Source organism: Bradyrhizobium sp. UFLA06-06, assembly GCF_054820065.1.
Window position 1 is genome coordinate 179,110 of the sequence record NZ_JADFUD010000007.1, and the last position, 25,900, is coordinate 205,009.

Annotated in this window: 19 protein-coding genes, 2 tRNA genes and 4 pseudogenes; 15 read left to right on the forward strand and 10 right to left on the reverse strand. The window is 60.7% G+C overall.

Features of this window, described 5'->3' with window-relative positions:
• Positions 1 to 91: 91 nt before the first annotated feature.
• Entirely contained in the window at positions 92 to 1,078 is a 987-nt protein-coding gene (locus IF803_RS08770; RefSeq protein ID WP_304496856.1) for an L-threonylcarbamoyladenylate synthase, read from the reverse strand.
• A 79-nt stretch (positions 1,079 to 1,157) separates the two neighbouring features.
• Between IF803_RS08770 and IF803_RS08775 the strand changes: the two genes are divergently transcribed.
• Positions 1,158 to 1,234 (forward strand) — tRNA-Pro (locus IF803_RS08775).
• A gap of 298 nt (positions 1,235 to 1,532) precedes the next feature.
• Here the strand turns inward: IF803_RS08775 and IF803_RS08780 are convergent.
• Positions 1,533 to 2,789: a site-specific integrase gene (locus IF803_RS08780; protein WP_018273353.1), complete on the reverse strand. Its 1,257-nt coding sequence runs from the start codon at positions 2,787 to 2,789 to the stop codon at positions 1,533 to 1,535.
• A 1,058-nt stretch (positions 2,790 to 3,847) separates the two neighbouring features.
• Positions 3,848 to 4,330, reverse strand: coding sequence for a hypothetical protein (locus IF803_RS08785; protein ID WP_125459244.1), 483 nt, complete (start codon positions 4,328 to 4,330; stop codon positions 3,848 to 3,850).
• A 32-nt stretch (positions 4,331 to 4,362) separates the two neighbouring features.
• Here IF803_RS08785 and sfnG point away from each other — a divergent pair.
• The 7 genes and pseudogenes from sfnG to IF803_RS08820 all read left to right on the forward strand — a co-directional run bounded on the left by sfnG (position 4,363) and on the right by IF803_RS08820 (position 11,766).
• A pseudogene (gene sfnG, locus IF803_RS08790) lies at positions 4,363 to 5,462 on the forward strand (dimethylsulfone monooxygenase SfnG).
• Between the two features lie 22 nt (positions 5,463 to 5,484).
• On the forward strand, positions 5,485 to 6,402 hold the full coding sequence (locus IF803_RS08795) for an ABC transporter ATP-binding protein (protein WP_018273352.1): 918 nt from the start codon (positions 5,485 to 5,487) through the stop codon (positions 6,400 to 6,402).
• Positions 6,402 to 7,292 carry a branched-chain amino acid ABC transporter permease gene (locus tag IF803_RS08800; protein WP_018273351.1) on the forward strand — a complete coding sequence of 297 codons (891 nt, stop codon included), beginning with the start codon at positions 6,402 to 6,404 and terminating at the stop codon, positions 7,290 to 7,292. The genes IF803_RS08795 and IF803_RS08800 overlap by 1 nt, the downstream gene beginning before the upstream one ends.
• A gap of 3 nt (positions 7,293 to 7,295) precedes the next feature.
• Complete coding sequence (locus tag IF803_RS08805; protein WP_016848255.1) at positions 7,296 to 8,366, forward strand: branched-chain amino acid ABC transporter permease; 1,071 nt, start codon at positions 7,296 to 7,298, stop codon at positions 8,364 to 8,366.
• Between the two features lie 2 nt (positions 8,367 to 8,368).
• Complete coding sequence (locus IF803_RS08810) at positions 8,369 to 9,697, forward strand: ABC transporter substrate-binding protein (RefSeq protein WP_035632474.1); 1,329 nt, start codon at positions 8,369 to 8,371, stop codon at positions 9,695 to 9,697.
• 61 nt (positions 9,698 to 9,758) lie between these two features.
• Positions 9,759 to 10,544, forward strand: a complete 786-nt coding sequence (locus tag IF803_RS08815; RefSeq protein ID WP_016848253.1) for an ABC transporter ATP-binding protein — start codon at positions 9,759 to 9,761, stop codon at positions 10,542 to 10,544.
• A 25-nt stretch (positions 10,545 to 10,569) separates the two neighbouring features.
• Positions 10,570 to 11,766 carry an acyl-CoA dehydrogenase family protein gene (locus IF803_RS08820; RefSeq protein WP_016848252.1) on the forward strand — a complete coding sequence of 399 codons (1,197 nt, stop codon included), beginning with the start codon at positions 10,570 to 10,572 and terminating at the stop codon, positions 11,764 to 11,766.
• An 83-nt stretch (positions 11,767 to 11,849) separates the two neighbouring features.
• Here the strand turns inward: IF803_RS08820 and IF803_RS08825 are convergent, their stop codons facing one another.
• The 5 genes and pseudogenes from IF803_RS08825 to IF803_RS08845 all read right to left on the reverse strand — a co-directional run bounded on the left by IF803_RS08825 (position 11,850) and on the right by IF803_RS08845 (position 16,438).
• Positions 11,850 to 13,133: a type II toxin-antitoxin system HipA family toxin gene (locus tag IF803_RS08825; protein ID WP_016848251.1), complete on the reverse strand. Its 1,284-nt coding sequence runs from the start codon at positions 13,131 to 13,133 to the stop codon at positions 11,850 to 11,852.
• Positions 13,130 to 13,417 carry a helix-turn-helix domain-containing protein gene (locus IF803_RS08830; RefSeq protein ID WP_016848250.1) on the reverse strand — a complete coding sequence of 96 codons (288 nt, stop codon included), beginning with the start codon at positions 13,415 to 13,417 and terminating at the stop codon, positions 13,130 to 13,132. The genes IF803_RS08825 and IF803_RS08830 overlap by 4 nt, the downstream gene beginning before the upstream one ends.
• A gap of 1,172 nt (positions 13,418 to 14,589) precedes the next feature.
• Positions 14,590 to 14,778: a hypothetical protein gene (locus tag IF803_RS08835; RefSeq protein WP_016848248.1), complete on the reverse strand. Its 189-nt coding sequence runs from the start codon at positions 14,776 to 14,778 to the stop codon at positions 14,590 to 14,592.
• Between the two features lie 703 nt (positions 14,779 to 15,481).
• A pseudogene (locus tag IF803_RS08840) lies at positions 15,482 to 15,897 on the reverse strand (IS5 family transposase); the annotation flags it as partial.
• Between the two features lie 67 nt (positions 15,898 to 15,964).
• On the reverse strand, positions 15,965 to 16,438 hold the full coding sequence (locus IF803_RS08845) for a MarR family winged helix-turn-helix transcriptional regulator (protein ID WP_016848245.1): 474 nt from the start codon (positions 16,436 to 16,438) through the stop codon (positions 15,965 to 15,967).
• An 85-nt stretch (positions 16,439 to 16,523) separates the two neighbouring features.
• Here IF803_RS08845 and IF803_RS08850 point away from each other — a divergent pair, with 85 nt between their 5' ends.
• The 6 genes and pseudogenes from IF803_RS08850 (at position 16,524) to IF803_RS08875 (ending at position 22,596) form a co-directional block, all read left to right on the forward strand.
• Positions 16,524 to 16,904, forward strand: coding sequence for an antibiotic biosynthesis monooxygenase family protein (locus tag IF803_RS08850; protein WP_016848244.1), 381 nt, complete (start codon positions 16,524 to 16,526; stop codon positions 16,902 to 16,904).
• Between the two features lie 30 nt (positions 16,905 to 16,934).
• Positions 16,935 to 17,381, forward strand: a complete 447-nt coding sequence (locus IF803_RS08855; RefSeq protein WP_016848243.1) for a hypothetical protein — start codon at positions 16,935 to 16,937, stop codon at positions 17,379 to 17,381.
• A gap of 119 nt (positions 17,382 to 17,500) precedes the next feature.
• Positions 17,501 to 20,162: pseudogene (locus tag IF803_RS08860) on the forward strand (PAS domain S-box protein).
• A pseudogene (locus IF803_RS08865) lies at positions 20,159 to 20,838 on the forward strand (response regulator transcription factor). The pseudogenes IF803_RS08860 and IF803_RS08865 overlap by 4 nt, the downstream one beginning before the upstream one ends.
• 704 nt (positions 20,839 to 21,542) lie before the next feature.
• Positions 21,543 to 21,677, forward strand: a complete 135-nt coding sequence (locus tag IF803_RS08870) for a hypothetical protein (RefSeq protein WP_256438780.1) — start codon at positions 21,543 to 21,545, stop codon at positions 21,675 to 21,677.
• 679 nt (positions 21,678 to 22,356) lie between these two features.
• On the forward strand, positions 22,357 to 22,596 hold the full coding sequence (locus tag IF803_RS08875; RefSeq protein ID WP_035632478.1) for an excisionase family DNA-binding protein: 240 nt from the start codon (positions 22,357 to 22,359) through the stop codon (positions 22,594 to 22,596).
• Between the two features lie 82 nt (positions 22,597 to 22,678).
• On the opposite strand, the gene IF803_RS08880 is transcribed toward IF803_RS08875, so the two are convergent.
• On the reverse strand, positions 22,679 to 24,025 hold the full coding sequence (locus tag IF803_RS08880; protein WP_026191834.1) for an IS5 family transposase: 1,347 nt from the start codon (positions 24,023 to 24,025) through the stop codon (positions 22,679 to 22,681).
• 274 nt (positions 24,026 to 24,299) lie between these two features.
• On the reverse strand, positions 24,300 to 25,676 hold the full coding sequence (locus IF803_RS08885) for a site-specific integrase (RefSeq protein ID WP_018273347.1): 1,377 nt from the start codon (positions 25,674 to 25,676) through the stop codon (positions 24,300 to 24,302).
• A 118-nt stretch (positions 25,677 to 25,794) separates the two neighbouring features.
• On the opposite strand from IF803_RS08885, the gene IF803_RS08890 reads away from it, so the two are divergent.
• Positions 25,795 to 25,866 (forward strand) — tRNA-Glu (locus IF803_RS08890).
• Positions 25,867 to 25,900 lie beyond the last annotated feature (34 nt).

A 25,900-nucleotide genomic window follows, 5' to 3' on the forward strand; every position in this document is an offset into this window, starting at 1 on the left:
TGCCGTTCGGGCAAACGCTTCGCGTTTGTCGCGAGGGAAAACCGGTTCCCATTTGGCGCTAACGCGGCCGTTCCGGTCCGGGTCATGCTTGTTACCGCCCAACGGCTGCGCGGCGCAGCCGGTCATTGATGGCTTCGCCCAACCCGTCCTCGGGAATGGGCGTCACCGCGATCGCATCCGCGTTTCTCTTGTCGAGGGTGCGAAGGTACCCGAACAGATTGGCGGCGGCCTCGGCCAGGTCGCCGCGCTCGGACAGGTTCATCTCCACCGAGGCGCATTCGCGCCGCGCGACCTTGGCTGGCCCGAACGACAGCAAGGCTTCGCCGACATGGACGTCGCCGGCGTTGAGCCGGACCGGTGTCCGTGGCGCGTAGTGCGAGGCGAGCATGCCGGGGGCAACCGGCTGGGCGTCGCTTTCCGCGTCTTGCGGCGGCGACTGCAAGGGGTGGCCGAGCACGCGCTCGATCTCGGCGCGCGTCAGCCCGCCCGGCCGCAGCAGCACCGGATCGGAGAAGCAGCCGACGATGGTGGATTCGACGCCGACCTCGACCGGCCCGCCGTCGACGATCAGGTCGATGCGACCGGCGAGATCGCCGTTCACATGCTCGGCAGTGGTCGGCGAGACATGGCCGGAGAGATTGGCCGACGGCGCTACCACGGCACCGCCGAAAGCCTTGATGATGTCGCGCGCCACTTTGTGGGCCGGGATGCGGATGGCGACCGTATCGAGCCCGGCGGTCGCGAGTTCCGCAACCGGGCAGGAGAGCGCCTTCGGCAGCACCAGGGTCAGGGGACCGGGCCAGAACGCGTCCGCCAATCGCAGGGCCTGCCCGTTGAACAGGGCAATCCGGCGGGCGGCGCCGAGATCGGCGACATGGGCAATCAGGGGATTGAAGGCCGGCCGGCCCTTGGCCTCGTAAAGCCGGGCGATCGCGGCGGCGTTCCCGGCATCGGCGCCGAGGCCGTAAACCGTCTCGGTCGGAAACGCCACCAGGCCGCCCTCGGCCAGGACCCCGGCGGCGGTTGCCGTGGCGGCGGCGCCGGCGGACAAAACGTGCGTTTTCAGACCTGTATCCACTGTGACTAGATTCCTCAATTGGGTGCCCTGTGGTCCCTTGCGGTCCCCGAAACCCGACGCTATAAGCCCGGCTCTCAGTCGGAGTGTGGCTCAGCCCGGTAGAGCACTGCGTTCGGGACGCAGGGGTCGCAGGTTCGAATCCTGCCACTCCGACCATTCTTTCAAGCACTTATAGGTTCTGTGTTTTTTGTGCGCAACGAAATGCGCAACGATTTGAAGCTCGGCAGCCATGTCTGTCGCCCTCGAAGCACCCGTCAAGGACGTCGAACAGCGGTCCGCGGCGGGCTTGTACTGTTCTAAATCGGAAAAAAGACGATCGGGAAGTGCGAGGGAACTAGCCCCTGTCGGGATGTTACATCGAACACCATCGAGCACCACAAGTCCTCCCTTCGGACCTACGAGCTGATTTGGCGGATATCAAAGCACGAATAGCTCGCGCAGAGTAGTGGTCAGCTCAGCGCCTTGCCCCAAAAGCTTCCGCCGCCTCTTCCTGAAAGTCCGGGTGGTGATGGCCATAGTTGGCCTCTAATTGCTCAACGGTCATGCCGAGCCAGCCAGCGGCTTCCCACATGTCGACGCCCGCCTGCATCAACCATGTCGCCGCTGTATGGCGCAGTGAATGCCGGACGACGTCGTCGCCCAGCCCGGCGTCCTCCAGAATACCATTCCAGGCTGACCTGATCTTGCCGGCAAGCGGCTGGCCGTCGTGCAGGCGGTTCACGACGAACCGGATTTGTTCACCGTCTCTCATAACCCCTGAGGCGCGGAGTTCTGCAGATCGAGCTTGGTCGATCCTGCGCCATCGAATCAGATGCGGACGCAGGCGGCTAGCGATCTTTGCCGGCGGCCGCCGTTTCTTGGTCGACTGCTCCAGCGTCCCTTTGCCCTGGTAGACCATCGCGTCAAGGTTCATCCATGGATGGGTCGTTGTTGGCAGCCACTGGGTGCGCCGGATGGTCTCTTCGCGACGAGCACTGTAGATACCGATCAGGCAGAAGCGCGCCGCGGGATAGCGACGACGAATGATCCACCGCTCCCGGCGCGCGAGCTCGCCATCCTCGCTGCGCTTCCACGTTTCCTGCTCCGTGTCCCACACGTAGCCGATTGTTGCTCCGAGTAGGCGCGCTGCCTCGTTGCGCGTTAGCCATCGGTGTCGTCCTTCGGCTTTAGGAGGAAGAGTGACCTTTGGAACGACGGTGAGCGTATGCTCGGCGTGGTAGGCGTTCACGGCAGCGCGTAGATCTTCGAGTCGGCGTCGTGCGGTTTGATCAGAGACTGTCCCGTTGCGTGGCTTGATGCCGGCTTTCCTATGATTGTCGTTCGCAGTACCGGTGGACCAATCGACAAAGTCGCGACAAAGCTGAGCTTTGAGCTGACTGACGGTTTTATCGCCAAAAAAGTTGTTAAGATCGAGCAAGCGAATGAGCAGCAGGTCATGTTGTGCCCACGCGCGTTCATCGCTCGTGTCCTTGGGCCGCTTTGAAATTTCGTAGGCTGTGAGGACGTCGGCTATCGCGAGGACGTTCGGGTCAGTTGCCCCGATGGTGCTGGTATGTCGCTCGCCGATATAGGTCTCGAGCGCCTTCGCAGCTCCGTCAATGTCGTCGCGGCTGCAGCCTGTGCGGATTTGCCGGCCACGATCGAGGATGATCCAGGTTTCATCGTCCTCTCTAAACCAGAGTCGTGGCGGCTTGGCTCTGCGGCCCGGCATGACGGCTTGACCAATTTGCAGATCGCTCGAGGGGTTGTCAGATCCTTGCCCGCAACTTTGGCGATTTCAAGAGTCCCGGTGGCCGCGGCTCTGCGCAACGATGATATTGTCAACGGACCGAGTGGGAAGAACACTGCCGCGGCCTCGACAAGGGTCATTACTTCATCCTCACCCCATTGGGCAGGATCGGGCCGCGCTTTTGCGCGAGCGAGCTTGTCGATCTTGCGCTTCGGCATTCCTTGAACGCGTTGCTCGTGGGGGGGCGCTGCCTTTGGATCAGAGCGTTAGGTCCTAAGTGTAGACGAAAACCACTCGTCGAGCAGTCCTACCGGCGCGTGGATGGGGTAATCGGCGGCTTACGACTGCGAATCGGACAATTTTGCTTGCAGCCCTGAAGCGCAGTGGAGTGGCGGCGGCCCTTTGCTCCGGGGACAGTGGGGAGCAGCTCAATAGGCGGGAGGATCTTATTCGAGCTTGAGGTGGCGCCGCCTTATCGCAGGTTCTGCAATCTCAACAACCTGTGACAGCCGAAGCTTTCCTCTCGGCTGTCTGACATCACACTCGACTGGATGGTGGAATTCAACACCGAACCGCATTCCGTTGGTCGAAAGTGATCCGCGACGTGCTAGAAAACGCGCTACTTCACGAGACGGCCTATCAAAGGCTTGCGATGAGCTCGGTCCGCAACTTTACGAGCTTTGGCCCGTACAGGCCAGTCGCTCTGCGAAATCATCTAAAGGCAAAGGCGTTCTTCGAACCAGCCTCGACGGAGAAGGATCTCACCGCGAGATAGCATACCAAATGAAAAACAAACGTGCCTCGCTTTATGAGGGAGACTCAGCGGCGAAGTAGACCCTCGCTGCCCGACGGCGCCGATCATTTCGTTTCTGAATAGAGGGGGGCAACGTAATCTGTCCAATCCAACCTATCGATCGACGGCGGCCGCAACCTCCTATTGGATAAACTATGCCAGCGACACCGCATCGCAAGGAACTGCTTGGATTTGGCAAATGGATAACCACAGTCTTCGCGCTTGTGTTATTCCGACGGCAGGAAATTCAACTGCTGATGCAATGGAGGTCCAGCGATACACTTGTTGGACGGCTCTCGATTTTGCTATCAAAACCGCTTGCCATTAACTTCAGCAGGTGAGTATTCGCAGCCGAGTTTTCGCCCGCATGGCAACAATCGTCGCGTTTCGCGTCAACAAAAGAATACCGCTTTCCCGGACGCGCTGAAAAAGAGTTTGGCTTGGACTCGCTGGTCCCAACTTTCTCTGACAGTATTGGTTGCTCGCCGATGATGCTTGCGAGGGGAACGCGGATGACTTTCAGGGGCCTCTTTGACCGATCTCGAACCTGCGTTGCGCAGCTGATGTCGTATCGCGCACCGTGTTGTTGACGCACCGATTGCGCGCCGGCGCGGATCAGGGCTGATCGCGCAAAGTTTCCCATCATCCCGATCTCAGTGACGGCTTGAACGAGCTGTGTCGTAACCCGCTGACCAGCCGCAGCGTGAATGCATCGTGCTGCTTGCGTCACACTGCAAATCCAAACTTCAGAAGGACATTCCTATGACCGCGAACCATGATCAGATCAAATTCGCCTATTGGGTGCCGAACGTTTCCGGCGGCCTCGTGATCAGCAAGCTCGAGCAGCGAACCGGCTGGGATATCGATTACAATCGCCGACTGGCGCAGATCGCGGAACAGGCGGGGTTCGACTATGCCCTGAGCCAGATCCGCTTCACGGCCGGCTATGGCGCCGAGTTCCAGCACGAGCCGGTCGCCTTCAGCCACGCGCTGCTCGCGGCGACCACGAAGCTGAAGGTGATCGCGGCGCTGCTGCCCGGGCCTTGGAATCCGGCGGTTGCCGCCAAGCAGATTGCCACCATCAGCCAGCTCACCGAGGGCCGCGTTGCGGTTAATATCGTCTCTGGATGGTTCCGTGGCGAGTTCACCGCGATCGGCGAACCTTGGCTCGATCACGACGAACGCTACCGGCGCTCGGAAGAGTTCATCCGGTCGCTGCGCGGGATCTGGACCCAGGACAGCTTCACCTTCCGCGGCGATTTCTATCGCTTCAGCGACTACACGCTGAAGCCGAAGCCGGCCCAGCCGCTGCCCGAGATCTTCCAGGGCGGCAGCTCACGCGCGGCGCGCGACATGGCCGCGCGGGTGTCGGACTGGTACTTCACTAACGGCAATTCGGTCGATGAGATCAAGAAGCAGGTCGATGACATCAGGGCCAAGGCAAGGGCCAACAACCATTCGGTCAGGATCGGCGTCAATGCGTTCGCGATCGCGCGCGACAGCGAGGTTGAGGCGCGCAGCGTCCTCAACGAGATCATCGCCAAGGCCGATCCGGAGGCCGTCAACGCCTTCGGTCACGAGTTAAGAACGCCGGCAAAGCCTCACCGGAAGGTCAGGGCAATTGGGCCAAATCGAGCTTCGAGGATCTCGTCCAGTATAATGACGGCTTCAAGACCAACCTGATAGGCACGCCCGAGCAGATCGCCGAGCGCATCATCGCGCTCAAGAAGATCGGGGTCGACCTGGTGCTGCTCGGCTTCCTCCATTTCCAGGAAGAGGTCGAGTATTTCGGCCGCCGCGTCATTCCGCTGGTGCGTGCACTGGAAGCGGACGCGGCGCGGCACGTCCAGGCCGCCGAGTGATTCGGGAAACATTGGCGTGACCATGATCGCAGCAAGCGCGGGTGTGCTTCCATTGGATGGCGCCCTTGTCGAGCCGGCTCTCTCTGCGCCCTTGTCCGCGCGCGCGGACGTCGCGGACCGTGCGCTCGTGAAACGAGGCAGTGGCGAGATCCAGCCGGTGCTCGCGCTTGCTGACATCTCGCTCTCGTTCGGCGGCGTCGCCGCACTGCGCGACATCGATCTCGAGGTCGCACAAGGCGAGATCCGCGCGGTGATCGGCCCCAACGGTGCCGGCAAGAGCTCGCTGCTCAATGTCATCAGCGGGCTCTACCGGCCGGACCGGGGCCGGGTCTGGCTCGGCGAGCATTCCTTCGGCCATGTACCTACGGCGCGGCTGGCGCAGCATGGTGTGGCGCGGACGTTCCAGAATCTCGCTGTGTTCAAGGGCCTCTCGGTGCGCGACAACGTCCTGATGGGAGTGGCGCACCGGGTCCGCGCCGGCTTTCTGCGCCAGATCGCCGGCTCGCCTCTGGCACGGCGGATCGAAGCGGAGAACCGCGCCGCCGCAGAAGACGTCATCGGCTTCCTGCACCTTCGCGAGGTGTGCGACCGCGCCGCCGGAACCTTGCCCTATGGTTTGCAGAAGTGCGTCGAGTTGGCGCGTGCGCCGGTGGCGCGGCCGTCGCTTTTGCTGCTCGACGAGCCCTTTGCGGGCGTCACGCTCGGCGAGAAGCACGAATTGGCCGCGCATGTCCGCAACGCCCGCGACAGCTATGGCGCCACCATCGTCCTAATCGAGCATGACATCGGTGTGGTGATGGGGCTGTCCGATCGCGTCGCGGTGCTCGACTATGGCCGCAAAATCGCCGACGGCACGCCGGACCAGGTGCGGTCCGACCAGGCGGTGGTCGATGCCTATCTCGGCGTCGCGCATGCGGACGAAACGGAGCTCGCACTTTGATGTTTGACTATCAATTCCTCATCGAAGTGCTGGTGGGCGGCCTGCTGTCGGGCGTGATGTATTCGCTGGTCGCGATCGGCTTCGTGGTGATTTACAAGACTTCGGGGGTGCTCAACTTCGCGCAGGGCGCGATGCTGCTGTTCGCGGCGCTGACCTTCGTCAGTCTGGTCGAGCGCGGCGTCGCGCTTCCGCTTGCGCTGCTGGCGACACTCGCGATCATGGTCGCGCTCGGTGTCGCGGTCGAGCGCACGGTGTTGCGGCCGCTGGTCAACCAGCCGCCGATCACCTTGTTCATGGCGACGCTGGGGCTGTCCTATGTGATCGAAGGCGCGGCGCAGCTGTTGTGGGGCACCCAAGTCCACGGCCTCGACATCGGCATCAGCGACGTGCCGCTCGATATCGTCGGCGTCTTCATCAGCCGGTTCGATCTGTTCGCGGCGGCGGTGGCGGGCAGCCTGGTTGCGCTGTTCGCGCTGTTCTTCCGCACCACGCGGACAGGGCTGTCGTTCCGCGCCGTCGCCGACGATCCGTTTGCAGCACTTGCGGTCGGCCTTCGCCTGCCGCGGGTGTGGGCCATCGTGTGGACGGTCGCCGGCATCGTTGCGCTGGTCGCCGGATTGCTGTGGGGCGCGCGGCTCGGCGTGCAGTTCTCGCTGTCGCTGGTGGTGCTCAAGGCGCTGCCGGTGCTCGTGCTCGGCGGCTTCGATTCGATCGCCGGCGCCATCGTCGGGGGCCTCCTAATCGGCGCGATCGAGAAGCTCGCCGAGGTCTATGTCGGCCCGTTGGTCGGCGGCGGCATCGAGGCTTGGGCGGGCTATGTCGTCGCGCTGGTATTCCTATTGGTGCGGCCCTCGGGACTGTTCGGGCAGAAGCTGGTCGAGAGGGTCTAGCACATGGACGCAACCTCGAACCCGCGCCAGACCCTCCCCGTCATCGACCGCATCCTGATCGGCATCGGCGCAGTGATTACGTTCGGCGTGATCCCGCTCGCCGGTTCGGATTATTTGATGGACGCGGTTCTGACGCCGTTCCTCGCGCTGGCGCTCGCCGCGGTCGGGCTCAACGTCCTCACCGGCTATGCCGGGCAGGTGTCGCTCGGCTCGGCCGCGTTCCTCGCGGTCGGCGCCTATGCCGCCTACAATCTGCATCTCCGTTTGCCCGAGTTGCCGCTGCTGCTCGACCTGGTGCTGGCCGGCCTCGTCGCGGCCGCGATCGGCATCGTGTTCGGGCTGCCGAGCCTGCGGCTGCGCGGGTTCTATCTCGCGGTCTCGACGCTCGCGGCGCAGTTCTTCGTACAATGGGCGCTGACCAAGTTCGGCTGGTTCTCCAACGACAATCCGTCCGGCGTGATCGATGCGCCAGCGCTGACCATCGCCGGCTATTCCTTCACCAGCGCGGCGGGCCGCTACCTGTTCTCGCTGGCCGTCGTGACGGTGGCGACGATCCTGACCTTGCTGCTGCTGCAATCGCAGACCGGCCGCAACTTCATCGCGGTCCGCGATCACGAGATCGCGGCAAAGGTGATCGGTGTGCCGCTGCTACGGACCAAGCTGCTGGCGTTCGGCGTATCCTCGTTCCTGATCGGGGTCGCTGGGGTGCTGTGGGCCTTTGCCTACCTGCGCACAGTCGAGCCGGCCGGCTTCAATCTCGATCGCTCGTTCCAGATCCTCTTCATCATCATCATCGGTGGATTGGCATCGCTGCGCGGCGCGTTCCTCGGCGCGGCCTTCATCGTGGTGTTTCCGCTGATCCTGTCGCGGCTCGGCGCGGCTCTGCTCGGTGGCGTGTTCGACTCCGGCGTGCTGGAGATGAGCCAGCGCATCGTGATCGGTGCGCTGATCATCGCCTTTTTGATCGCGGAGCCGCGCGGATTGATCGCGCTGTGGGACCGGTTTCGCGCGGCGTCGGCCGCGTGGACCGGCCTCCGCAAGACGTTTCCTGCAACTGACACATCAAGGAGCTGACGATGAGGTTTCGACACTTGAAATTCGCGCTGGGGGTAGTGGGCGTCCTTGCATTTGCTGGAGCACCGGCGGTCCACGCCGACGAGCAGTTCTTTCCGCTGCAAAGCTATCGGGTTGGCCCCTATGCCGCCGGCGGCACCGGCTTCTTCGGCGGCTTCATCGACTATCTGAACCTAATCAATATCCGCGACGGCGGCGTCAACGGCGTAAAACTGACCTGGGACGAGGGCGAGACCCAGTACGAGGTCGAGCGCGGCGTCGAAGTCTATGAGCGGTTGAAGAACCGGCTCGGCGTCGCTGCCTGGAATCCGCTGTCGGTCGGCATCGCCTACGCCATGATCGACCGCATCACCAAGGACAAGGTGCCGCTGATCACCGTCAACCATGGCCGGACCGATTCGACCGACGGTCGCGTCTTTCCCTACGTCTTCCCGCTGCTGCTCAATCCTTACAGCGAGACCTCGGGTATCGTGAACTACATCGCGAGCCGCGAAGGCGGCGTCGACAGGCTCAAGGACAAGAAAATCGTCGTGCTCTATCACGGCTCGCCCTACGGCAAGGAGACGATCCCGATCTACAAGCTCCTCGCGGACAAGTATCATTTCAGCGTCGAGCAGATCGAGGTGCCGCATCCCGGCAACGAGCAGCAGTCGCAGTGGCTCTCGATCCGGCGCGCCAAGCCCGACTATGTGGTGCTGCGCGGCTGGGGCGTGATGAATCCGGTGGCGCTGAAGACCGCGCAGAAGGTCGGCTTCCCGGCCGACCACATCATCGGTAATGTCTGGTCCAATTCCGAGGAAGACGTGATCCCAGCGGGCGACGCAGCCAAAGGCTATATCGCGATCACCACGCAAGCCTCCGGTGCCGAATATCCGGTGCTGCAAGAGGTGATCAAGACCGTCTATGGCGCAGGGAAGGGCAATCTCGACGACAAGAAGCGGATCGGCAGCGTCTACCACAACCTCGGCATCGTGAACGGCATCCTCAACGTCGAGGCGATCAGGATCGCGCAGGCCAAGTTCGGCGAGCGCACGCTGACCGGCGACGAGGTGCGCTGGGGCTTTGAGCATCTGCAACTGAATCCGGCGCGGGTCGAGGCGCTCGGCGCCAAGGGGCTGTTCCATTCGATCAACGTCACTTGGGACAATCACGAGGGCGACGGCCGCGTCACCTTCCAGCAGTGGGATGGCGCGAAGTGGAAGGTGGTGTCGGACTGGATCGCGCCGGACTGGGCGTCCCTGCGGCCGATCATCGAGAAGTCCGCGGCCGCCTATGCCCAGGAGCATGGCATCACGCCCCGCACCTCCGGCGACGATCCGGTCAGCCAGTAATCGATCGCGCCGCTGCGGGAGCCTTGTGCCTCCCGCAGCCGGTAACTCGACGGATCGAACCATGAGTGAAGTCCTGCTCTCAGTCGACGGCCTGGCCGCGACCTACAATCACGCCATCGGCGCCGTCAGCGACGTGTCGCTCGTGGTGCGGCCGGGCGAAATTGTCGCCGTGCTCGGCGCCAACGGCGCCGGCAAATCGACCACCTTGCAGGCAGTGTCGGCGCTGCTGCCCGCCCGTCGCGGCCAGATCACTGCGGGCTGCATCCTGTTCGAGGGCCACGATCTTGCCGGCATATCGGCCGCCGCGCTAGTGCGGGCCGGCATCGTGCCGGTGCTCGAAGGGCGGCACTGTTTTGCGTCGCTGACGGTCGAGGAGAACCTCTTCACCGGCGCGATCGGGCGCGATGCGACCCGCGCCGAGACCGCAGATGATCTCGACCGCGTCTACACGCTGTTTCCGCGGCTGAAGGAGCGGCGCCGTTCGCTGGCCGGGCTGACCTCCGGCGGCGAGCAGCAGATGACAGCGATCGGCCGCGCCCTGATGTCGCGGCCGCGGCTGCTGGTGCTCGATGAGCCGTCGATGGGGCTGGCGCCGCTCGTCGTGGAGGGGATTCTTCGCGCGCTCAAACAGCTCAATGCCGAGCAGGGTCTGTCGATCCTGGTCGCGGAGCAGAACTCGACGGTGGCGCTACGCTTCGCCGACCACGCTGTCGTGCTCGAGAACGGCCGCAGCGTGCTCGCGGGTGCCGCCGCCGAGCTGCGGCGGCGCGGCGACATCAAGACGCTCTATCTCGGCGGATCGTCACAAGTCGATCCGAGCCGGCAGCCGACCCAGGCTGTCGCTTGACATCAACCCGGACAGGAGAACGACCATGGCCCAAGAAAATCTCGCCCGAAAGATCGACGACGACGTCTATGCAAGACTCGACGCCGCGATCGACGCCACCGTGAAGGTGAACGCCGATCGCAACGACAAGGAGAGCCGGTTTCCGCGCGAGAATCTGCGCGCGCTGTCGGAGGCCGGATGGACCGGCGTGCTGAACGAGGTGCAGCATGGCGGGCTCGGTCTCGCTCACGTCGACTTCGCCGAAGCCGCGTATCGCATCGGGCAAGCCGATGCCTCGACCGGCCTCGTCTATGTGATGCATGTCGGCGCGGCCCAAACTATCAATCTGTTCGGCAGCGCCGACCAGAAGGAGCGCTGGCTCAAATCCAACAATGGTGGTCTGCTCGGCACCTATTCGACCAGCGAGCGCGCCACCGGCGGGCACTGGTGGTACAATCTCTCGGAAGCCTCGCGCGACGGCGAGGATTATCTCGTCAATGCCGAGAAGTCGTTCACGACCAGCTCGGGTCAGGCCGACTACTATGTGGTACAGACGCGCACGCCCGGCGCAAAGGACCAGGCCGATATCGTGTTCTTCATCGTCGACGGCAAGGCCCAAGGGATCGAATCACGGCCTTGGGATGCGCTCGGCGTGCGGGCCAATCATTCAGGTCCGATCCGCTACAGCAATGTGCGGGTGCCACAGCGCGACCGGCTCGGCACCGAGGGGCAGGGCAAGGAGATCATCTATGACGGCGTGTCGCCGGTTTATCTGATCGGGCTCGGCGCGGTCTGGGAAGGCGTGGCGCGCGGAGCGCTGAACGCGGCGGTGGCGCACACCACGAGCTTCGTGCACAAGGATCGGAATAAGAGCCTATCGGATTACCAGGCGATCCGGCAGGAGCTCGGCGCCGCCAAGGTGCTGGTCGAGACCTTGCGGCCGTGGCGCAACGAGCTCGCAGCGCGACTCGACGTGCTGTGGCGCGCCGGCAGGCCGCAGAGCGAGATCCTGATTCCGCTGACCGAATTCAAGGTGCACGCCGCCGAGGTCGCCAACAAGGTCGCGGCCACCGCGCTGACCGTGACCGGGGGCTATGGCTACCATCGCGGTCCGATCGAGCGCTCCTATCGAGACGCGCGCGCCGCGATCGCGATGGGCCCATCCAATGTGATCGCACGCGACTGGATCGGCAAGGCGCTGGTCGGCTTGCCGTTGGAACTGTTCTACGAGGGCGGAGAGTAAAGCCTCGCGGCCTGCACTCCACAGGCTCGGAAATACCGTTCCCTACCGTCGCTAGTCGACCGCGAACCGTGAGTTGTGCAAGCTTAGAGGCCTTTCAGAAGGCGTTGGCAGTCTTTGGTTCGCTCGATCAGCTTTGCGGCAAGGCGCTGGATAACGGCGTTATCTAGCCCTTCCGCTTGCGCGGTAGCGCACACGCCGCTTACGCTGTCCGGAAGCAGATCGGCCAAGGAGTTCAGTCCCGCAATGACTTTTTCCGCATCGAAACGGATTTCGCGGGCGAATTTCCGCCATTCACGCGCACCTATTTGACCAAGCTTGTATTCCCCACCAATCTTCATCGCGAGCTTCATCTTTTGCAGATCAACATCGTCGTAGGGAAGGATGCTGGCGATATCGTAGAGTGGCGCAAGCCGCACCGTTGGGCCGTTGGCTAGCAGTAATGAGTAGTTCTTGGCGTGCGCATCGGTCCCCCCGATGAGCCAATTGAAGCCGAGAGCATCGATGAACGTATCGATATCATCAACGCTCTCGGTGGAATGGGTACGTAAGAGTTCGATAATATCCGTGGCGGACGGGCCGCCTTCGCTTTGATATTTCCTGGTTGGCATGATGCCGCGTGCCTGGCACACGTCCTCTTGATGGACGCGAATGACGTGATTGCCACTGAACTGCCGATCGTAGCGTTCGACGACAATGGCGACCTCATTCTCAAACCGCATGACCTTTGTTTCGGCGACAGGCAAGCCGAGATTACGCGCGAGATTGAGGCAGATATGTTCGTTCTCGGCATGGCCGTCGAAATAGCCGGTCGGCGGCTTCAGGATATGCGTTGTCGGAATGCGTCCGGACGGTATACCCCATTGTCCTCTTTGCAGAAGCAGTGCGGTTTTCGGCTGTGCACCGGCGAGGCTGAATTGCCCCGTATCACGCGGCAGCCGCCACGCGGCATGATCTTCTCTCAATGCTTGCAGACGTTTTGCGACGGCTGCTTCGTCAAGCCACTCAACCTTGTCGTCCGTACCGCTTTGCAATTTCTCCAAACGATCGGGCGTGACGAATTGAATGGCGCCGGCGCAGTCTTCGCCGACATGAGAAATCAGGGCAAACACATTGCGGGCCGAGACCTGAAACTTCTTCGCCCAACGATCGAGAACGCGCTCATTGTCCGGGAGCAGTCCCCATAGAAAGGCCTGAACAGCGGCGGGGCCGTGTTCCTCGGCCGCGAGTGGCATGGAGAGCGAAATGGGGTATGCGTCCCTCGTTTGCCGCCAATCGCTGTCATAGACAAAGGTGAGACGGCCACGAGCGTCGTTGTGCACGCGGCCGACTTCCCTGCCGTCCAGAAGCGCGATGAGTTCGTTGGTCATGGCCTGCTCTTTTTGGCTTTTGACACGATTGCGTTGATATCAACGACTGGCTTTTCTAAACCGCGGCCATGGGGTTGTTCGCTGCCTGCGTCTAGACGGATGCCGAGTGCGTCAAGAGCGCGGAGCACTAGGCCGAGTTCAGCGCGCGCGTGGCCGCGCTCAACCTCAATAACCCACTGACGGCTGACGCCAATGCGCTTGGCGAGGCTCGACTGGTCGAGCTTGAGGCGTTTGCGTGTGCCTCGAATGATGGCCCCGAGATCGGCCGACGTGCGTATGAGCATGGCAATTCAGAATGTTGACGTTCGCTTACATTACCATATGTCACCGTTCGGCGACAACTGAAAATGTCAGCGAACGTCGACTTTTGAAAATGTCATCGTTCGGTAACACGCGCAGGTTTGTGCCTAGACTAGAAAAATATAATCAGATCAATTAATTATCCTTATGAATCGAGCTCCGGAAAAATCTTTTTAACGGCTCCTTGATAGCCTGGGACGAGCGAGAATTGGCCTGTCGAGGAGATAGCGATGCCTGTCGCCATATATGAAAGATCTGGGTCCGAAAGGATTTTCGGCCGAAGGTTAGAGGTCCCGAGGGCGCAGCCGATGGCTACGAAAAAGTCTCACGCCAAAGCAGGCAAGTTAAACCGTTCCGACCTCGTCGAAGATGCCAGATATCCATATTTGGTGGGGCACGACAAAGATGCACCGCAAGTACATCGGTATGTAATCAAAGCCTCGTAGGAGCTCTACGCCGTCCTCCAAAGCGCACCGGACGATCAGACGGCGACATTCCGTTCGCTCATTGGCGCGCGCCTACTCCGACTACAGCAACGTGCTCGATCGCCGCAGCGTCTCCTACAGAACCAACGTCAGCAGCCGCTGTGGTCGGGATCGATCCCGAGTGATTGAAAGACTCCCGACTAAAGGCTGTCGAGACCAGAGCCGACGAATTCTGCTGCTACCAGGAAATCGCCATTGGCCCAAGCTGCCAATTGAGTATGCGCCGCGCAATAGAAGGCGCGCGACGTGATCTTAAAAAATCGGCATTGGGGCGATTCTCTAGGCGAAGGCCTCGTGCAGGAAGAGCGTATCTCTTCCGCTCCGTGTCCGGGAGCACCACGATCATGTTGTCTGGCAGTCCCAAGGCGGTGGCCTGCCGATACGTCTAACGTGCAGTGGTGTCGTTCTCGAATACGGCTACGAGGCCAACGGTGCCCGCGCTGCCGCAAATGCCTTTAGGAATTTCACAAGATAGGCAGCGCCGCCATCCACGCTCAGTTTGGCATGGATAAAGAACGAGAAGTAATCTTTTCGCTTGGAAATAGCGCCGTGAGCGAGCGTTGTAATATCCGAATGTCCGTGCTGCCCTCGGCAAGAATGACCGTTGTTGCCAGCCGACGGGGATCAAGGGGAGCGGAAGCTCTCTTGTCAGCGCAAATGCTGGCGCCCGACTAGATCCAACCGCCGCCGATCAGCGCCGTGATGACGTGCCGCACGTCAGCGCAGGCATCCAACAAAGCCCGAAGGCTCATCAAGGATCCATAGCCGTCGAACCAAAGCCGGCCTTCGCCGTCGCGATCACGCATCCGGCGATCGATCTCGTCCGTCGCCTCCTCGCGCGTGTAGAGGGTCGCCAGCACTTCGGGTGCCCGCGCCGATACCAATCCTCGACAAAGAATGAGCGCAGTGCCGCGGCCGTCTCCTCTGCCCAATCGCCATCGGCGCAGTATTCGTCCCAGTCTCGCGCGTCGCTGCGAGCTAAGCCTCCAGCCGTTCACGCGCCGTACTGGCCGTGGCAGCCCAAGAGATCCAAACGCGACAAGACCGCTCTGGGCGCCTTGTAGACGACGTTGGAACTTTCCGCCTCTTCATCGACCGACGGCCTGATGGCTCGGTCGCTTTCCTAGAAGAGCGCAGAAATGATCGGGAACGACGGACTTTGCGCCATAGACCTCGGTCCGATCGAAATAGATTTTGCAGTAACTTCCTATCCACCGCTCCTACAGGCCAATGTCCAGCATGGTGGTGCGATCGGTGAACGGTCGGCGGCCCTTTGAACTCCGCCGTGTCGACCTCCCAACCGCACATCGACTTACAATCCATTCTAGCCGATCAGCCACCGCACTGTGACGGCAACGACGTTCCAGCCGAGAGCCATGCAGCCCTGACAACCACGCGACTGGTGCCTGTCGGGCGGGGATGGTCCCCGCCTAAGAACAGGAGCCGGATAGATGTCTCAAAGCCTTGCCTTCGCCAATGCATAGAACCTCGCCCACCCTCATGGTCTGCGTCGTTATCTTCCGCACCGGCAGGGGCGGATACGGCGTCATGCCGGCCACCGAATACGACGGCAGGCGTCAGTGGCAGCCGTACGGGGAGGCCATTGCCATCTACAAGCGCACGAATCTTGCTGGTCTGCCGTAACCGTCCTATCGATTGCCTCTGGTTCTTGGCGATGCACGCTCCGTGCTGATGAACGGGGACAATAGAAGTGTCGATCATCTGGACCGCCGCATCGTGAGCAGCGGCGAGTGTATCTATGATTCGGCTCCAGAGACCGGCCCACGCCAGCGAACAAAGCGGTTATAGCAGGTAGTGTAAGGACCAAAATGATCCGGCAAATCGCGCCAAGGTGCCCCAGATCGCACGACGCAGAAGATGAGGACGCGTCAGTCGTTTACCCGAGGAACTCCACGCGTCTTGTTTGGTAGCATAGACTTGATAAGTGCCCATTCGTAGTCCCTTAGGTCATGGCGCAATGATTCGAAGCCCCAGTTTGGGAAGTTGAATCACGGGCGCCGGGCCGAGCACAATGCTTTTGCCATGTCAGGCCAACTTGTCCTCACGGCCGCCCTCAAGCTTATCTCGCAAGGCCGTGATCACGCGATGGACAATCCTTATATCCTTGACCGACAGCCCTTCTGAAAGATCGTTGATCCAGGGAGCCTGCAATTCCATTGCGGCTTCGAAGGCGCGCTGTCCATTCGCAGTGAGCACGACGAGCTGCGCCCGTCGGTGATGCGGGTTGACCTCAAAAGATACGAGGCCCTCCCTGTGTAGATCATTGATAATCCGCTGCACGTTTTGACGATTGCCGCCGAGGTCGCGTGCGAGCCAAGCGACCGGTTGGGGACGTTCGGCGGACACAATGGCGCCAAGCACCTGCCAGCGTGCGCTTGTTAGGCCAAGCGGCGCGACCAGACGGTCGCCGGCCGTCAGAAGTAGGCTGTCGAGCCTGAAGAGATCGAGAACAAGGTCGGTCAGGGCGTCACCCTCGGGGGTTCGCTTGGCTCTTTTCATTTGTCACCATTGTTTTATATTGACATTATAATGTCAATCTGTCATGTAGGCATAATACCAATTAGGTATCGCATGCTAAATAGCAATGGAGCCACTCATGTCGCTGCTACGCGCACTCGACCCTTCCTTCCCGATCGACCGCCAGATCGCTATTGAGGCAAATTCGGTCGTCCTGGTGAACCCATTCACTCTCGACAAAGCCGATGAGGCGGCTTTTCTCAAAACCTGGCAGGACGACGCAGCGTTCATGAAGCGACAGCCGGGCTTCATTTCCACTCAGCTGCACAGAGCTCTCGGCGACAGCTCGACCTATCTGAACTACGCCGTCTGGGAATCCACCGCACACTTCCGCGCGGCCTTCACCCATCCTGACTTTCTAGCAAAAATAGCCAGCTATCCGGCCTCCGCGATAGCTTCCCCTCATCTGTTCCAGAAAGTTGCCGTGCGCGGCATCTGCGTTGCCTAGCCCTGCTGTTTTTAGGAAGGGAAGATACTCATGATCAAGTTGATCCATCCTATCGCTGGTGCCTTGGCTATCGCAACGATCGGCACATTTTGGCTATCGACGGTACTCAGCGAGCTGTTCGCGTCCCATGCCACAGTTGCCGCGGTTAAGAGCACCATACCGTGGGGCTTCTTGTTGCTGATTCCGGCGCTCGCTGCCACCGGCGGTACAGGTGTCATCTTGGCAATGGGGCGCCGGGCCGGACCGATCGGGGCCAAATTCAAGCGCATGCCATTCATTGCAGGAAACGGCATCCTGATTCTTATTCCGTCTGCGCTCTTCCTTGCGTCGAAGGCTCAGGCGGCAGAATTCGATGCCATGTTCTATGCTGTGCAGGCGATCGAGCTCATCGCGGGCGCAACAAACATTACACTTCTTGCTCTCAACGGGCGGGACGGTCTCAAAATGAAGGGATGGTTGCGCCGCAAACCCGCTTAATCACCTGAACCGGAACTGCGCGGACAACCGACCTGACGCCCGGTATTGTCCCGGCTTTATGAGTACGCGCCCTAAAATCTTATAGCTCTCCCGCCGGAGAATAGGCCGGACGTATCACAATGCGTAGCCAAATCAGCAGTTTAGAACGTTCAGCCCTTCAGTTTACCTCCGGCAGCATAACGCTCGCCGTGGTAACACTAGCCTGCTTGTACCTTCAGGCGCATTTCGCCGCGACGGCGTTCGCCTATTTGTTAGTGGTCTTGCTGTTTTCGCTGATGGGCAGCTTCGTCGCGTCGTCCGCGCTTTGCATCGTAGCCATTGCTGCTCTCGCTTATTACTTTGCGCCGCCGGCGTTCAGCCTGCGAATCGATGCCCCCCGAGATCTGCCCGTGGTTGTTGCATTCTTTATTGCCTCGATTGTGGGAGCGCACTTGATCGGTACGCTCCGTCAGGAAAGAGAGGCTGCGCGTGTGATTGCGGCCAAGCTTCAGCGGAGTGCGGCCGATTTGGAGGATCGCGAAAAGCGGTGGCGCGCCATCTTCGAGCACAATCCAGCCATGTACTTCATGGTCGATGAAGCCGGCACTGTCCTCGACGTCAATACATTCGGCGCGACACAACTCGGCTATGCTCGTGCTGAACTGATCGGTCAGTCCGTGCTGGAGGTATTTCTCGAGGAGGATCGCGCGTGCGTTCGGACGTGCCTGAAGGACGTCGGACAAACGCGCACTTGGGACGTCCAGAAGGTCAGGAAGGACGGCTCGGTCTTGTGGGTACGTGAAAGCGCCAAAGCTATGCTCTGGGCGGATAAGCAGCCCATTGTCCTTATCGCCTGCGAAGATATCACGGAGCGAAGGCGGACCGAACTTGCCCTGCAGCGGAGCGAAGCACATTTGGCCCAGGCGCAGGAGTTGAGTCACACAGGCAGCTTCAGCTGGAACCCCACTACGGGCGAAGCCTTCTGGTCACAGGAGACATTTCGGATTTTCCAATTAGATCGCCAGACAGTGCCGCTGGGGCCGCAGCTCGTCGTTGAGCGCACTCATCCAGATGATAGGGCTTCGGTTCAAGAAATTATTGATCGCGCGATGCGAGACCCGAGCGATTTCGAGCACGAATACCGGCTTCTGCTACCGGACGGCTCGGTAAAGCACATCCATGCGCAGGCGCGAGCGACGAGAACAGCCTCTGGTGAGATCGAGTTTGTTGGGGCAGCTACGGATATTACGGCGGCTAGGCGAGCAGAACAACAGCTGCGCCGCAACGAGGCTTATCTAGCCGAAGCTCAGCATCTCAGTCACACGGGCAGCTGGTCCTGGGACGTCTACGGTCTAGATTTCGTGTATCGCTCCGCCGAGGTCGATCGTCTGTTTGGCTTTCGCCCACAAGAGCCGGTATCGATCGAGACCATCCGATCGCGCATCCATCCGGACGACTTGCCACGGCTGGAGGAGGTGCAGCGCCAGGCGATTGAGCACAAGGAGGGGCGGTTCGAATATGATTTTCGTATCCTTCTACCAGATGGCGGGATACGACGCATACACTCCGTTGCGCACGTGGTGGTCGGCAGCGATGGTAAAGTCAGCGAGCTGATCGGAACACATATGGATGTCACCGGGCAACACGCAGCTAGGGAACGCCTGGAAAACACACTTGCCGCGCTGCGCGAAAGCGAACAGCGCTTTCGCGACTACGCCGAAACAGCTTCCGATTGGCTCTGGGAAACTGGGCCGGATCTTCAGGTCACTCGCTTATCCGAGCACACCAGCGCTGCGGGACTTTTGGCGACAGGATTGATCGGCCTGCTTCGCTGTGACCTTGCGTGCGACGTCGAAGAGGAGCCCGAGAAGCGGCGGCAGCATCGGGCGACATTGGAGGCCCATCTTCCGTTTCGGGATCTCGTCTACCGCACCGTGAATCGGACAGGTTCTCCGATCTACGTCCGCACGAGTGGCAAGCCTTTTTTCGATGGAAAGGGGAACTTTCTCGGCTATCGGGGCGTCAGCACTGACATCACCGCGACCATTCGCGCCGATCAAGCCGAACAAGAACTACGAAAGGCACAAGCGGAGCTTGCGCATGTAACGCGTGTAACGACCTTAGGAGAGCTAACAACTTCCATCGCCCATGAAGTAAACCAGCCACTCGCCGCTATTATCAGCAACGCCGATGCGTGCCTCGGTTGGATGGGGCGGGAAGCTCCTAATCTTTCCGCTGCGCGCTCTTCGGTGGAATGGATCATCGAAGACGCAATCCGGGCAAGCGAGGTGATCCGTCGTATTCGCGCGCTCGCGAAGAAAGGCGACATTGAGATGGTGCCGCTCAACATCAATGAGCTCGTTAAGGAGGTCATTGCGCTGGTAACACGAGAGCTGGTGAGCCACCGAGTGACGTTACGCACCGAGTTGACGGCAGGGTTGCCTACGATCCTCGGCGACCGGATTCAGCTACAACAGGTGATCATCAACCTAGTGATGAACGGAATCGAAGCCATGGACGCAGTTACCGACCGGACGCGCCCTGCTGATTCAATCATCAAAGGACGATCTGGGGCACATCCAGCTTGCAGTGACCGATTGCGGCGTCGGCATCGCCGAGATCGACGCGGACCGCGTCTTGGATCCTTTCTTCACCACTAAATCGAGTGGCCTTGGAATGGGTCTTTCGATCTGCCGGTCGATCGTGGAAGCTCATGGCGGACGGCTGTCAATGGTCCACAAAAATGGACCGGGCGCGACCTTCCAGTTTGCCCTACCGCTGCATAAGGAGGCCGTCTCGTGACAGGACGATTTGACTCGCCGGGTGAAGTCAGCAATGCCGAGTCCTCGACAAAGGCGGTTGTCTTCATCATCGAGGATGACATCTCCATGCGTCGCTCGCTTACGAACCTTTTTCAATCGGTAGGGTTAGGCGTCTTGCATTCGGATCGGTGCGCGAAATGCTGCAGAGCACAATTCCGGACGTTATTAGCTGTCTAGTTCTCGATGTCCGGCTTCCGAGCTTGAGCGGCCTTGACTACCAGACCGAGCTAGCGAGGTTGAACATACATATTACGATCATTTCATTACCGGCCATGGCGACATTCCCATGACCGTCAGGGCCATGAAGGAAGGAGCGGTCGATTTTCTCAGCAAACCGTTTCGCGATCAGGAACTGCTTGATGCCGTGGTTGCAGCGACCGAACGCGATCGCAAAAGACGAGAGGCTCAGCAGATCGTCGCGAACCTCCAGTCTCGATTTGAGAGCTCAAGCCCCGCGCGAGCAGGGGGTGATGAAACTGGTCGCTACCGGCATGATGAACAAGGCAGCCGCCGAGCTTGGGCTCGCCGAGATTACGGTCAAGATCTACCGGGGACACGTAATGAGGAAGATGCGTGCACGGTCGCTGGCCGACTTGATCAGAATGACTGGGACGTTGGGAATTCGCGCCAATCGTCCTGAACAAACCGAAGTATGATTTTACAATTTCATCAGTCGAGCCCATTTTCGCCGAAGGCGGCTAATGCTTGCAGCCGCTATTCCTCCTTCAGGAGGCTCGTCTTACCCATGCCTGTGATTTCCGTTGTTGACAACCACGCCCCAGTCCGTGCGGCGGCAGAGAATCTTTTGAAATCGCGTGGCTACATCGCCGCGACATCTCCCTCCCTCTCTCCCGACCGACCCTGAGGAAGCGCTCGCCGGTGTCGTAGCTTTGCGCCGACTGGCGGACAGGATCGAACGCCAAGCCGTCCGCTCGGCCCTACGCCAAGGTTTGTCGTGGTCGACGATCGCCCAAGCTTTAGGGATCACCAAACAGGCCGCCGACAAACGACTTTCAGACGTGGCGACACGCAACAGCTCTATATAAGAGGATTGTCATGTTCAAAGGCATCGGATCGAAGCTCAACGACATGGGCACCATTAAGTTTCTTTGCGAGAGGGCGGAAACTTACGCCTTGCAGGATCAGCAGCGGGAGCCTGGGGCCGAACACTTCTTGCTGGCCTCACTCGATCTTCCGGACGGCACCTGGGCGGGGGGAGCCCGATGCCCTGAAGGGCGCGATCGAACGGCAGTACGGCGAAGCCCTTCGTTCAATCGGTCTGAAAGCGGATGCCCCGCGCGATATGCCGATGCCGGCAAGTCCCGGTATCTATGATGCCGCCCCCTCTGGTCGGGAGATCATGCAAGAGCTGGCCGCAATCCGGAAAAACCATGGTCCGTTGCTGGTGCTCATGTCGCCGGAATCGTCGCTGGAATGTCGCATGGCGTGGCCGCGCGAGCACTTCGCGCCCTCGGCGTTGATTCCTCGCTCCTGAAATCGACCGCCGATCCGATATCGGCGGTCGGACACGTTCACCGAGACGAGGCCTAGGGGCCGCCAGCTATCGGGAAAGTAGGTTTGAGCGGCTCCGTCAGCACGTCGCTGAAATGGAGCGGCGGGCGACCGAGGCCGAAGCGAAGTTGAAGCGCCTCTATGACGGGATCGAGAATGGCGTGAGTGATCTGTCGCTCAAGGATTGAATCGCCGAGCTAAAGGCGGTACGGGATAGGGCGAGCGGCGACGCCGGTCGCGCTCTCGCGCATATCGAGCGTATCGGCCCCGCGATCACGCCAAAAAGTCTGCGCACGTTCGCCGATGCGGCCCTACGCAAGCCGCGGAGTGACGATGGTACCTTTGCCCGCGCTCACCTGCGCGCCGTCGCGCAAAAGGACGCCGTGTCGAGCAAGCAAGAACTGGGCGATGCGACCCGTCGCCGCCACTGATTCCTGCAATGTTAGTTACGAAAAAAGTCTACGTTGCCTTTCGTAGCCGAGTCTTTTCTGACACTTCCTGACGTTCGCTAATGCCCTCCCTTCTGCTCCTTTGCTTCCGTTGACGTGGAATGCGGCGCGCCTCAGGTTAGCTCGTTCTATTATGGAGGAGACGTAATCTTGATACGGCGTGGTCAGGACTTCGAAAGCAGTGTCCAAGTTGAACGTAGTGCGGTCGCAGATATGCCGGCGCCTAGCCATCTGCGTCGCCTCCCGTTTGCGCAGCGGTTGACCTGCACCGTCGCGGAGGCCTGTGAAGCGACAGGTCTTGGGCGGACCAAGATCTATGAACTAATCGGGGATGGTCGAGTTACCACGACGACGGTCGGTCGCCGTCGTCTGGTCATTGTGCAATCTCTGTTGGCTCTGGTGGGTGTCGATACGATACCAGCCGACACTGGACAGGTTCGCAGCTCCTCATGACGGCCACGCGAGCAGGTGCGGAAGCTGATACTATGGCACGGCTACCGTATCGATCGCGAATTGGCTCCTACACTGTCGTCCGTTAAGAAGCCGATTGCAGCGGTGAACGGTCGCTGATGGCTGCGATGAGGGTGGCCAGGAAGAGGCGCCAAAGACCCCTCAGCCAGGCGAGGATGCGGCGGAAGTTGTGGCCGACGGCTGAGAGGATGACGTTGGCGGCGTCTCCGGCGCGGCCTTTGAGGTAGCAGCGGCCGAGGTGACCATCGGTCTTCAGGTGTCCGATGATGGGTTCGATGGCGGAGCGGCGGCGCAGCTCGCGCCTGATGATACCGAAGACCCCGCGCTTCTGGCCGGAGATGAAGACACGGCGCGGGTTCTGTGCGTCGTGGCCGCGATATCCCTTGTCGGCATAGGCCCGCTCGATCGCGCAGCCGGTGAGTGTCTCGGTGCGGTCGATGACGTCGCGCAAGGTATGACCGTCGTAGGGGTTATCGGGCAGCGCCCTGGCGTGCAGCACGAACAGGCCACCGGGAGCACGGCGGTTGTTGGTGACGATGGAGGCTTTGACACCGAACTCGTAAGGCGCGGCTGCTTTGCCCTTGCCGATGCACTCCACCTCCGGGGCGTGGAAGGAATAGAGCTTCCAGCCGCGCTGGCGCTGCTGCTGCGAGCGGATCTGCGAGGCCCGGCCGAGCGGGAGGGCGAACGCGTTCTCGAGCACGGCCTGACCTTCGATCTTGCGGCGGATATCGCGGATGATCCGGCCCAGCCGGCTGCGCAGGATACGCAACTGCCGCTGATGCCGCTTGAATTGCTTGGCATGGGCGTAGCGTCCCGCCATCATGGCCGCGGTCTTGGCAATGCGAAGATAGGACTGCCGCAGCCTGACCCCGTGCTTCCTCGCCAGGCGGTTGAGCCCCCTGATCGCCGCGTGCAGCAGCTTGGCATCGGTCGGGAAGGCGATGGCCTTCGGCTGCACGGTGGTATCGACCGTGACCCGCTTGAGGTCCTGGCTGCGTAACGCGCCGGCCTCGTGCGCCACCCGCAGGCTCTCGGCCAGCAACAGCTCCAGCTTGTCGCCGAGCCGCTTGCGCCAGTGGCTCAGGTCCGAGCGCTCGTGCGGAAACGCGTGCTGAAAGAACTCTTCGCCGGTGAAGTACTGGAAATACGGGTCGTGGACCCAGCGCTCGCACACCCCCTCATCGGACAGGCCGTAAATCTGCTTGAGCAGCAGCAGCCCGATCACGAAGCGGGTCGCGATCCCCGGCCGACCGTTCTCGCTGTAGAGCGGCGCGATCTCGCCGTCGATCCAGTCCCAATCGACCTTGCCGGCGAGCTGAACCAGCTCGTGCTTCATGTTGATGATCTGGTCCAGCCTGGCCCGGAACAGATCGCCAGATCCCGTCGTCCTTTGCTTCTTCGGTCGCATCGTCACCTCCGACGCGACCACGGAATCATGACTGGCGATTCGACTGAATCCTGAAAATGAAATTGCAAGGTTCCGAGGCTCGAAACATCAAAACCTTGCAATCCAAAAACAGTCCACACCAGCAAATGCGATTCTGCCTCAATCGCTTAGCCGATCTTCACGGACGACTACACTGGCTCAGTCCGAAAAGCCGCGAGTCTTGAAGCCTGATACTATCAGGCGTGTGGTGGAAGCCACTAAGAGTGAGCGTTCGCCGGCGAGCGCGTCTCATTGATCATCCACGCCCAACCGAATTTTCGGCGTGCCGCGGTACTAGGGGGACAACTGCCGCCCGCGCGAGATCTTCCAACGCCGTTGAGATATATTTCGCGTAATGTCGCTCGATCATTTTCACGGAAGTGTTGTGCAGCTTAGCAACGTGTTGAATAGGGAGCCGGTTTCGTAAGCCGCGAACGATGCTGGAATGTCGCAACGCATAGGGAATGGCCCCTGGTAGCGCTGCGCGATCGCGGATGGCGTGCCACGGACGAGTAAGTTCTGCCGTCTTCCAAGGACCGCGTTCTGACTTTCTCCAAACGATGCTGCCGGCCTCCTGCTCGTAGCTCCATCGCTCGAACAACGGCGCCTCTTTTGGGCGATCTAAAATGACTGGCGACAGGAGTTCGATGACATCTTCGCCCACCGGAACTGGAACGGAGCCACCGTTGCCACCACGTCCCTTGTAGGAACCTGGTACCATCAAGCGCTGCTCTTCCCGTTGTGCATCACTGACGCGCATCCGCCTCGCCTGCGCAAATCGCGCACCCGTGGCTGCAAGGCACACGACAATGCGATGTAGGTCGCCTTCAAATCCCTGCTCATCGTCGATCTCGCGCGCGGCTCGAAGTAGGGTGCCGATTTGCGCATCCGTAAGGACCTGGTTATCTCGGGCGACTGATGCCTCATCATCATCATCGATGCGCTCAGCTTTAAACCCGTCTTTCACAATCGAAGGGAATGTCGGGTTCAGCTTCTTTTGTTCCGCCGACAGGCGAGGCCATGCTGCATTCAGCCCGGCCTTCAGGTCGTTTATGAGCCGCTGTTTTGTCGTCGCCTTTAATTCTACAGGAAGGCCCTCGCGCCACGTCAAAAGATCATCTTCCTGTAGCGCGTGTAGATGGACTGCGGCGAGAGAGGCGGCCTCAACGGCTTCCTGGCTACCACGCTGCTCTTGACCAAGAACGTAACGCCGTAAGCGGTGACCAGCATCGGATCGAACCTCGCGACCGGCCCGTCGGCTATCACGGGCATTACGTTCCCTGATGTATGTCTCTACAGCCGTCCGCACGGTGGGTGCCGGTCCGGCGGCTTGGGCCGCCGCTTCTGTTCTGGACCGGGTGACGTGTTCCCGCGCTTGTGTCACCGCCTGCTCGAAAGTCAGCGTGCCTTCGGCAAGTTTGTCGTTGACGTCGTTGGCGATGCCGACCGGCGCCTGCTTGTAGTTGGCTCCTTCATGGTGATTGCGCCAGCGCACGAACCAAACGCCGCTCCGCTTGCCCTTGCGATAGCCAAGATGCGCCCCGGCATCGAGGCGGCGCCAATGTACGCCAAGTTCCAGTTTCGAGCGCGCCTTGGCAGTCGTGATCTGAGCCTCAGTGAGCGTCTTTGTCATGGCATACGAACCCGGAGTCGTCGAATATCCGTCGAATAAGCATCGGCGTACAAAGCCGAACAACGAAGAACGATGTCTATCTAAACTATTGAAAAGGCTATATTATGACGAACGACTGCGAACTCCGGCGGAAACTGTTTCCAGCCCTCTCAAGGCTGAAACAGGGGTTCGATTCCCCTAGGGAGCGCCAAATACGCGATATTCCACGACATTTTGCGATGTGA

Bases quoted from the DNA above. Each gene is read 5' to 3' on its own strand.
- IF803_RS08815 (WP_016848253.1), top strand. From the start codon at position 9,759: ATGAGTGAAGTCCTGCTCTCAGTCGACGGCCTGGCCGCGACCTACAAT.
- IF803_RS08850 (WP_016848244.1), top strand. From the start codon at position 16,524: ATGGAGCCACTCATGTCGCTGCTACGCGCACTCGACCCTTCCTTCCCG.
- IF803_RS08805 (WP_016848255.1), top strand. From the start codon at position 7,296: ATGGACGCAACCTCGAACCCGCGCCAGACCCTCCCCGTCATCGACCGC.
- IF803_RS08885 (WP_018273347.1), bottom strand. From the start codon at position 25,676: ATGACAAAGACGCTCACTGAGGCTCAGATCACGACTGCCAAGGCGCGC.
- IF803_RS08810 (WP_035632474.1), top strand. From the start codon at position 8,369: ATGAGGTTTCGACACTTGAAATTCGCGCTGGGGGTAGTGGGCGTCCTT.
- IF803_RS08800 (WP_018273351.1), top strand. From the start codon at position 6,402: ATGTTTGACTATCAATTCCTCATCGAAGTGCTGGTGGGCGGCCTGCTG.
- IF803_RS08870 (WP_256438780.1), top strand. From the start codon at position 21,543: ATGCAAGAGCTGGCCGCAATCCGGAAAAACCATGGTCCGTTGCTGGTG.
- IF803_RS08825 (WP_016848251.1), bottom strand. From the start codon at position 13,133: ATGACCAACGAACTCATCGCGCTTCTGGACGGCAGGGAAGTCGGCCGC.
- IF803_RS08795 (WP_018273352.1), top strand. From the start codon at position 5,485: ATGATCGCAGCAAGCGCGGGTGTGCTTCCATTGGATGGCGCCCTTGTC.
- IF803_RS08855 (WP_016848243.1), top strand. From the start codon at position 16,935: ATGATCAAGTTGATCCATCCTATCGCTGGTGCCTTGGCTATCGCAACG.
- IF803_RS08875 (WP_035632478.1), top strand. From the start codon at position 22,357: ATGCCGGCGCCTAGCCATCTGCGTCGCCTCCCGTTTGCGCAGCGGTTG.
- IF803_RS08845 (WP_016848245.1), bottom strand. From the start codon at position 16,438: ATGAAAAGAGCCAAGCGAACCCCCGAGGGTGACGCCCTGACCGACCTT.
- IF803_RS08780 (WP_018273353.1), bottom strand. From the start codon at position 2,789: ATGCCGGGCCGCAGAGCCAAGCCGCCACGACTCTGGTTTAGAGAGGAC.
- IF803_RS08880 (WP_026191834.1), bottom strand. From the start codon at position 24,025: ATGCGACCGAAGAAGCAAAGGACGACGGGATCTGGCGATCTGTTCCGG.
- IF803_RS08830 (WP_016848250.1), bottom strand. From the start codon at position 13,417: ATGCTCATACGCACGTCGGCCGATCTCGGGGCCATCATTCGAGGCACA.
- IF803_RS08820 (WP_016848252.1), top strand. From the start codon at position 10,570: ATGGCCCAAGAAAATCTCGCCCGAAAGATCGACGACGACGTCTATGCA.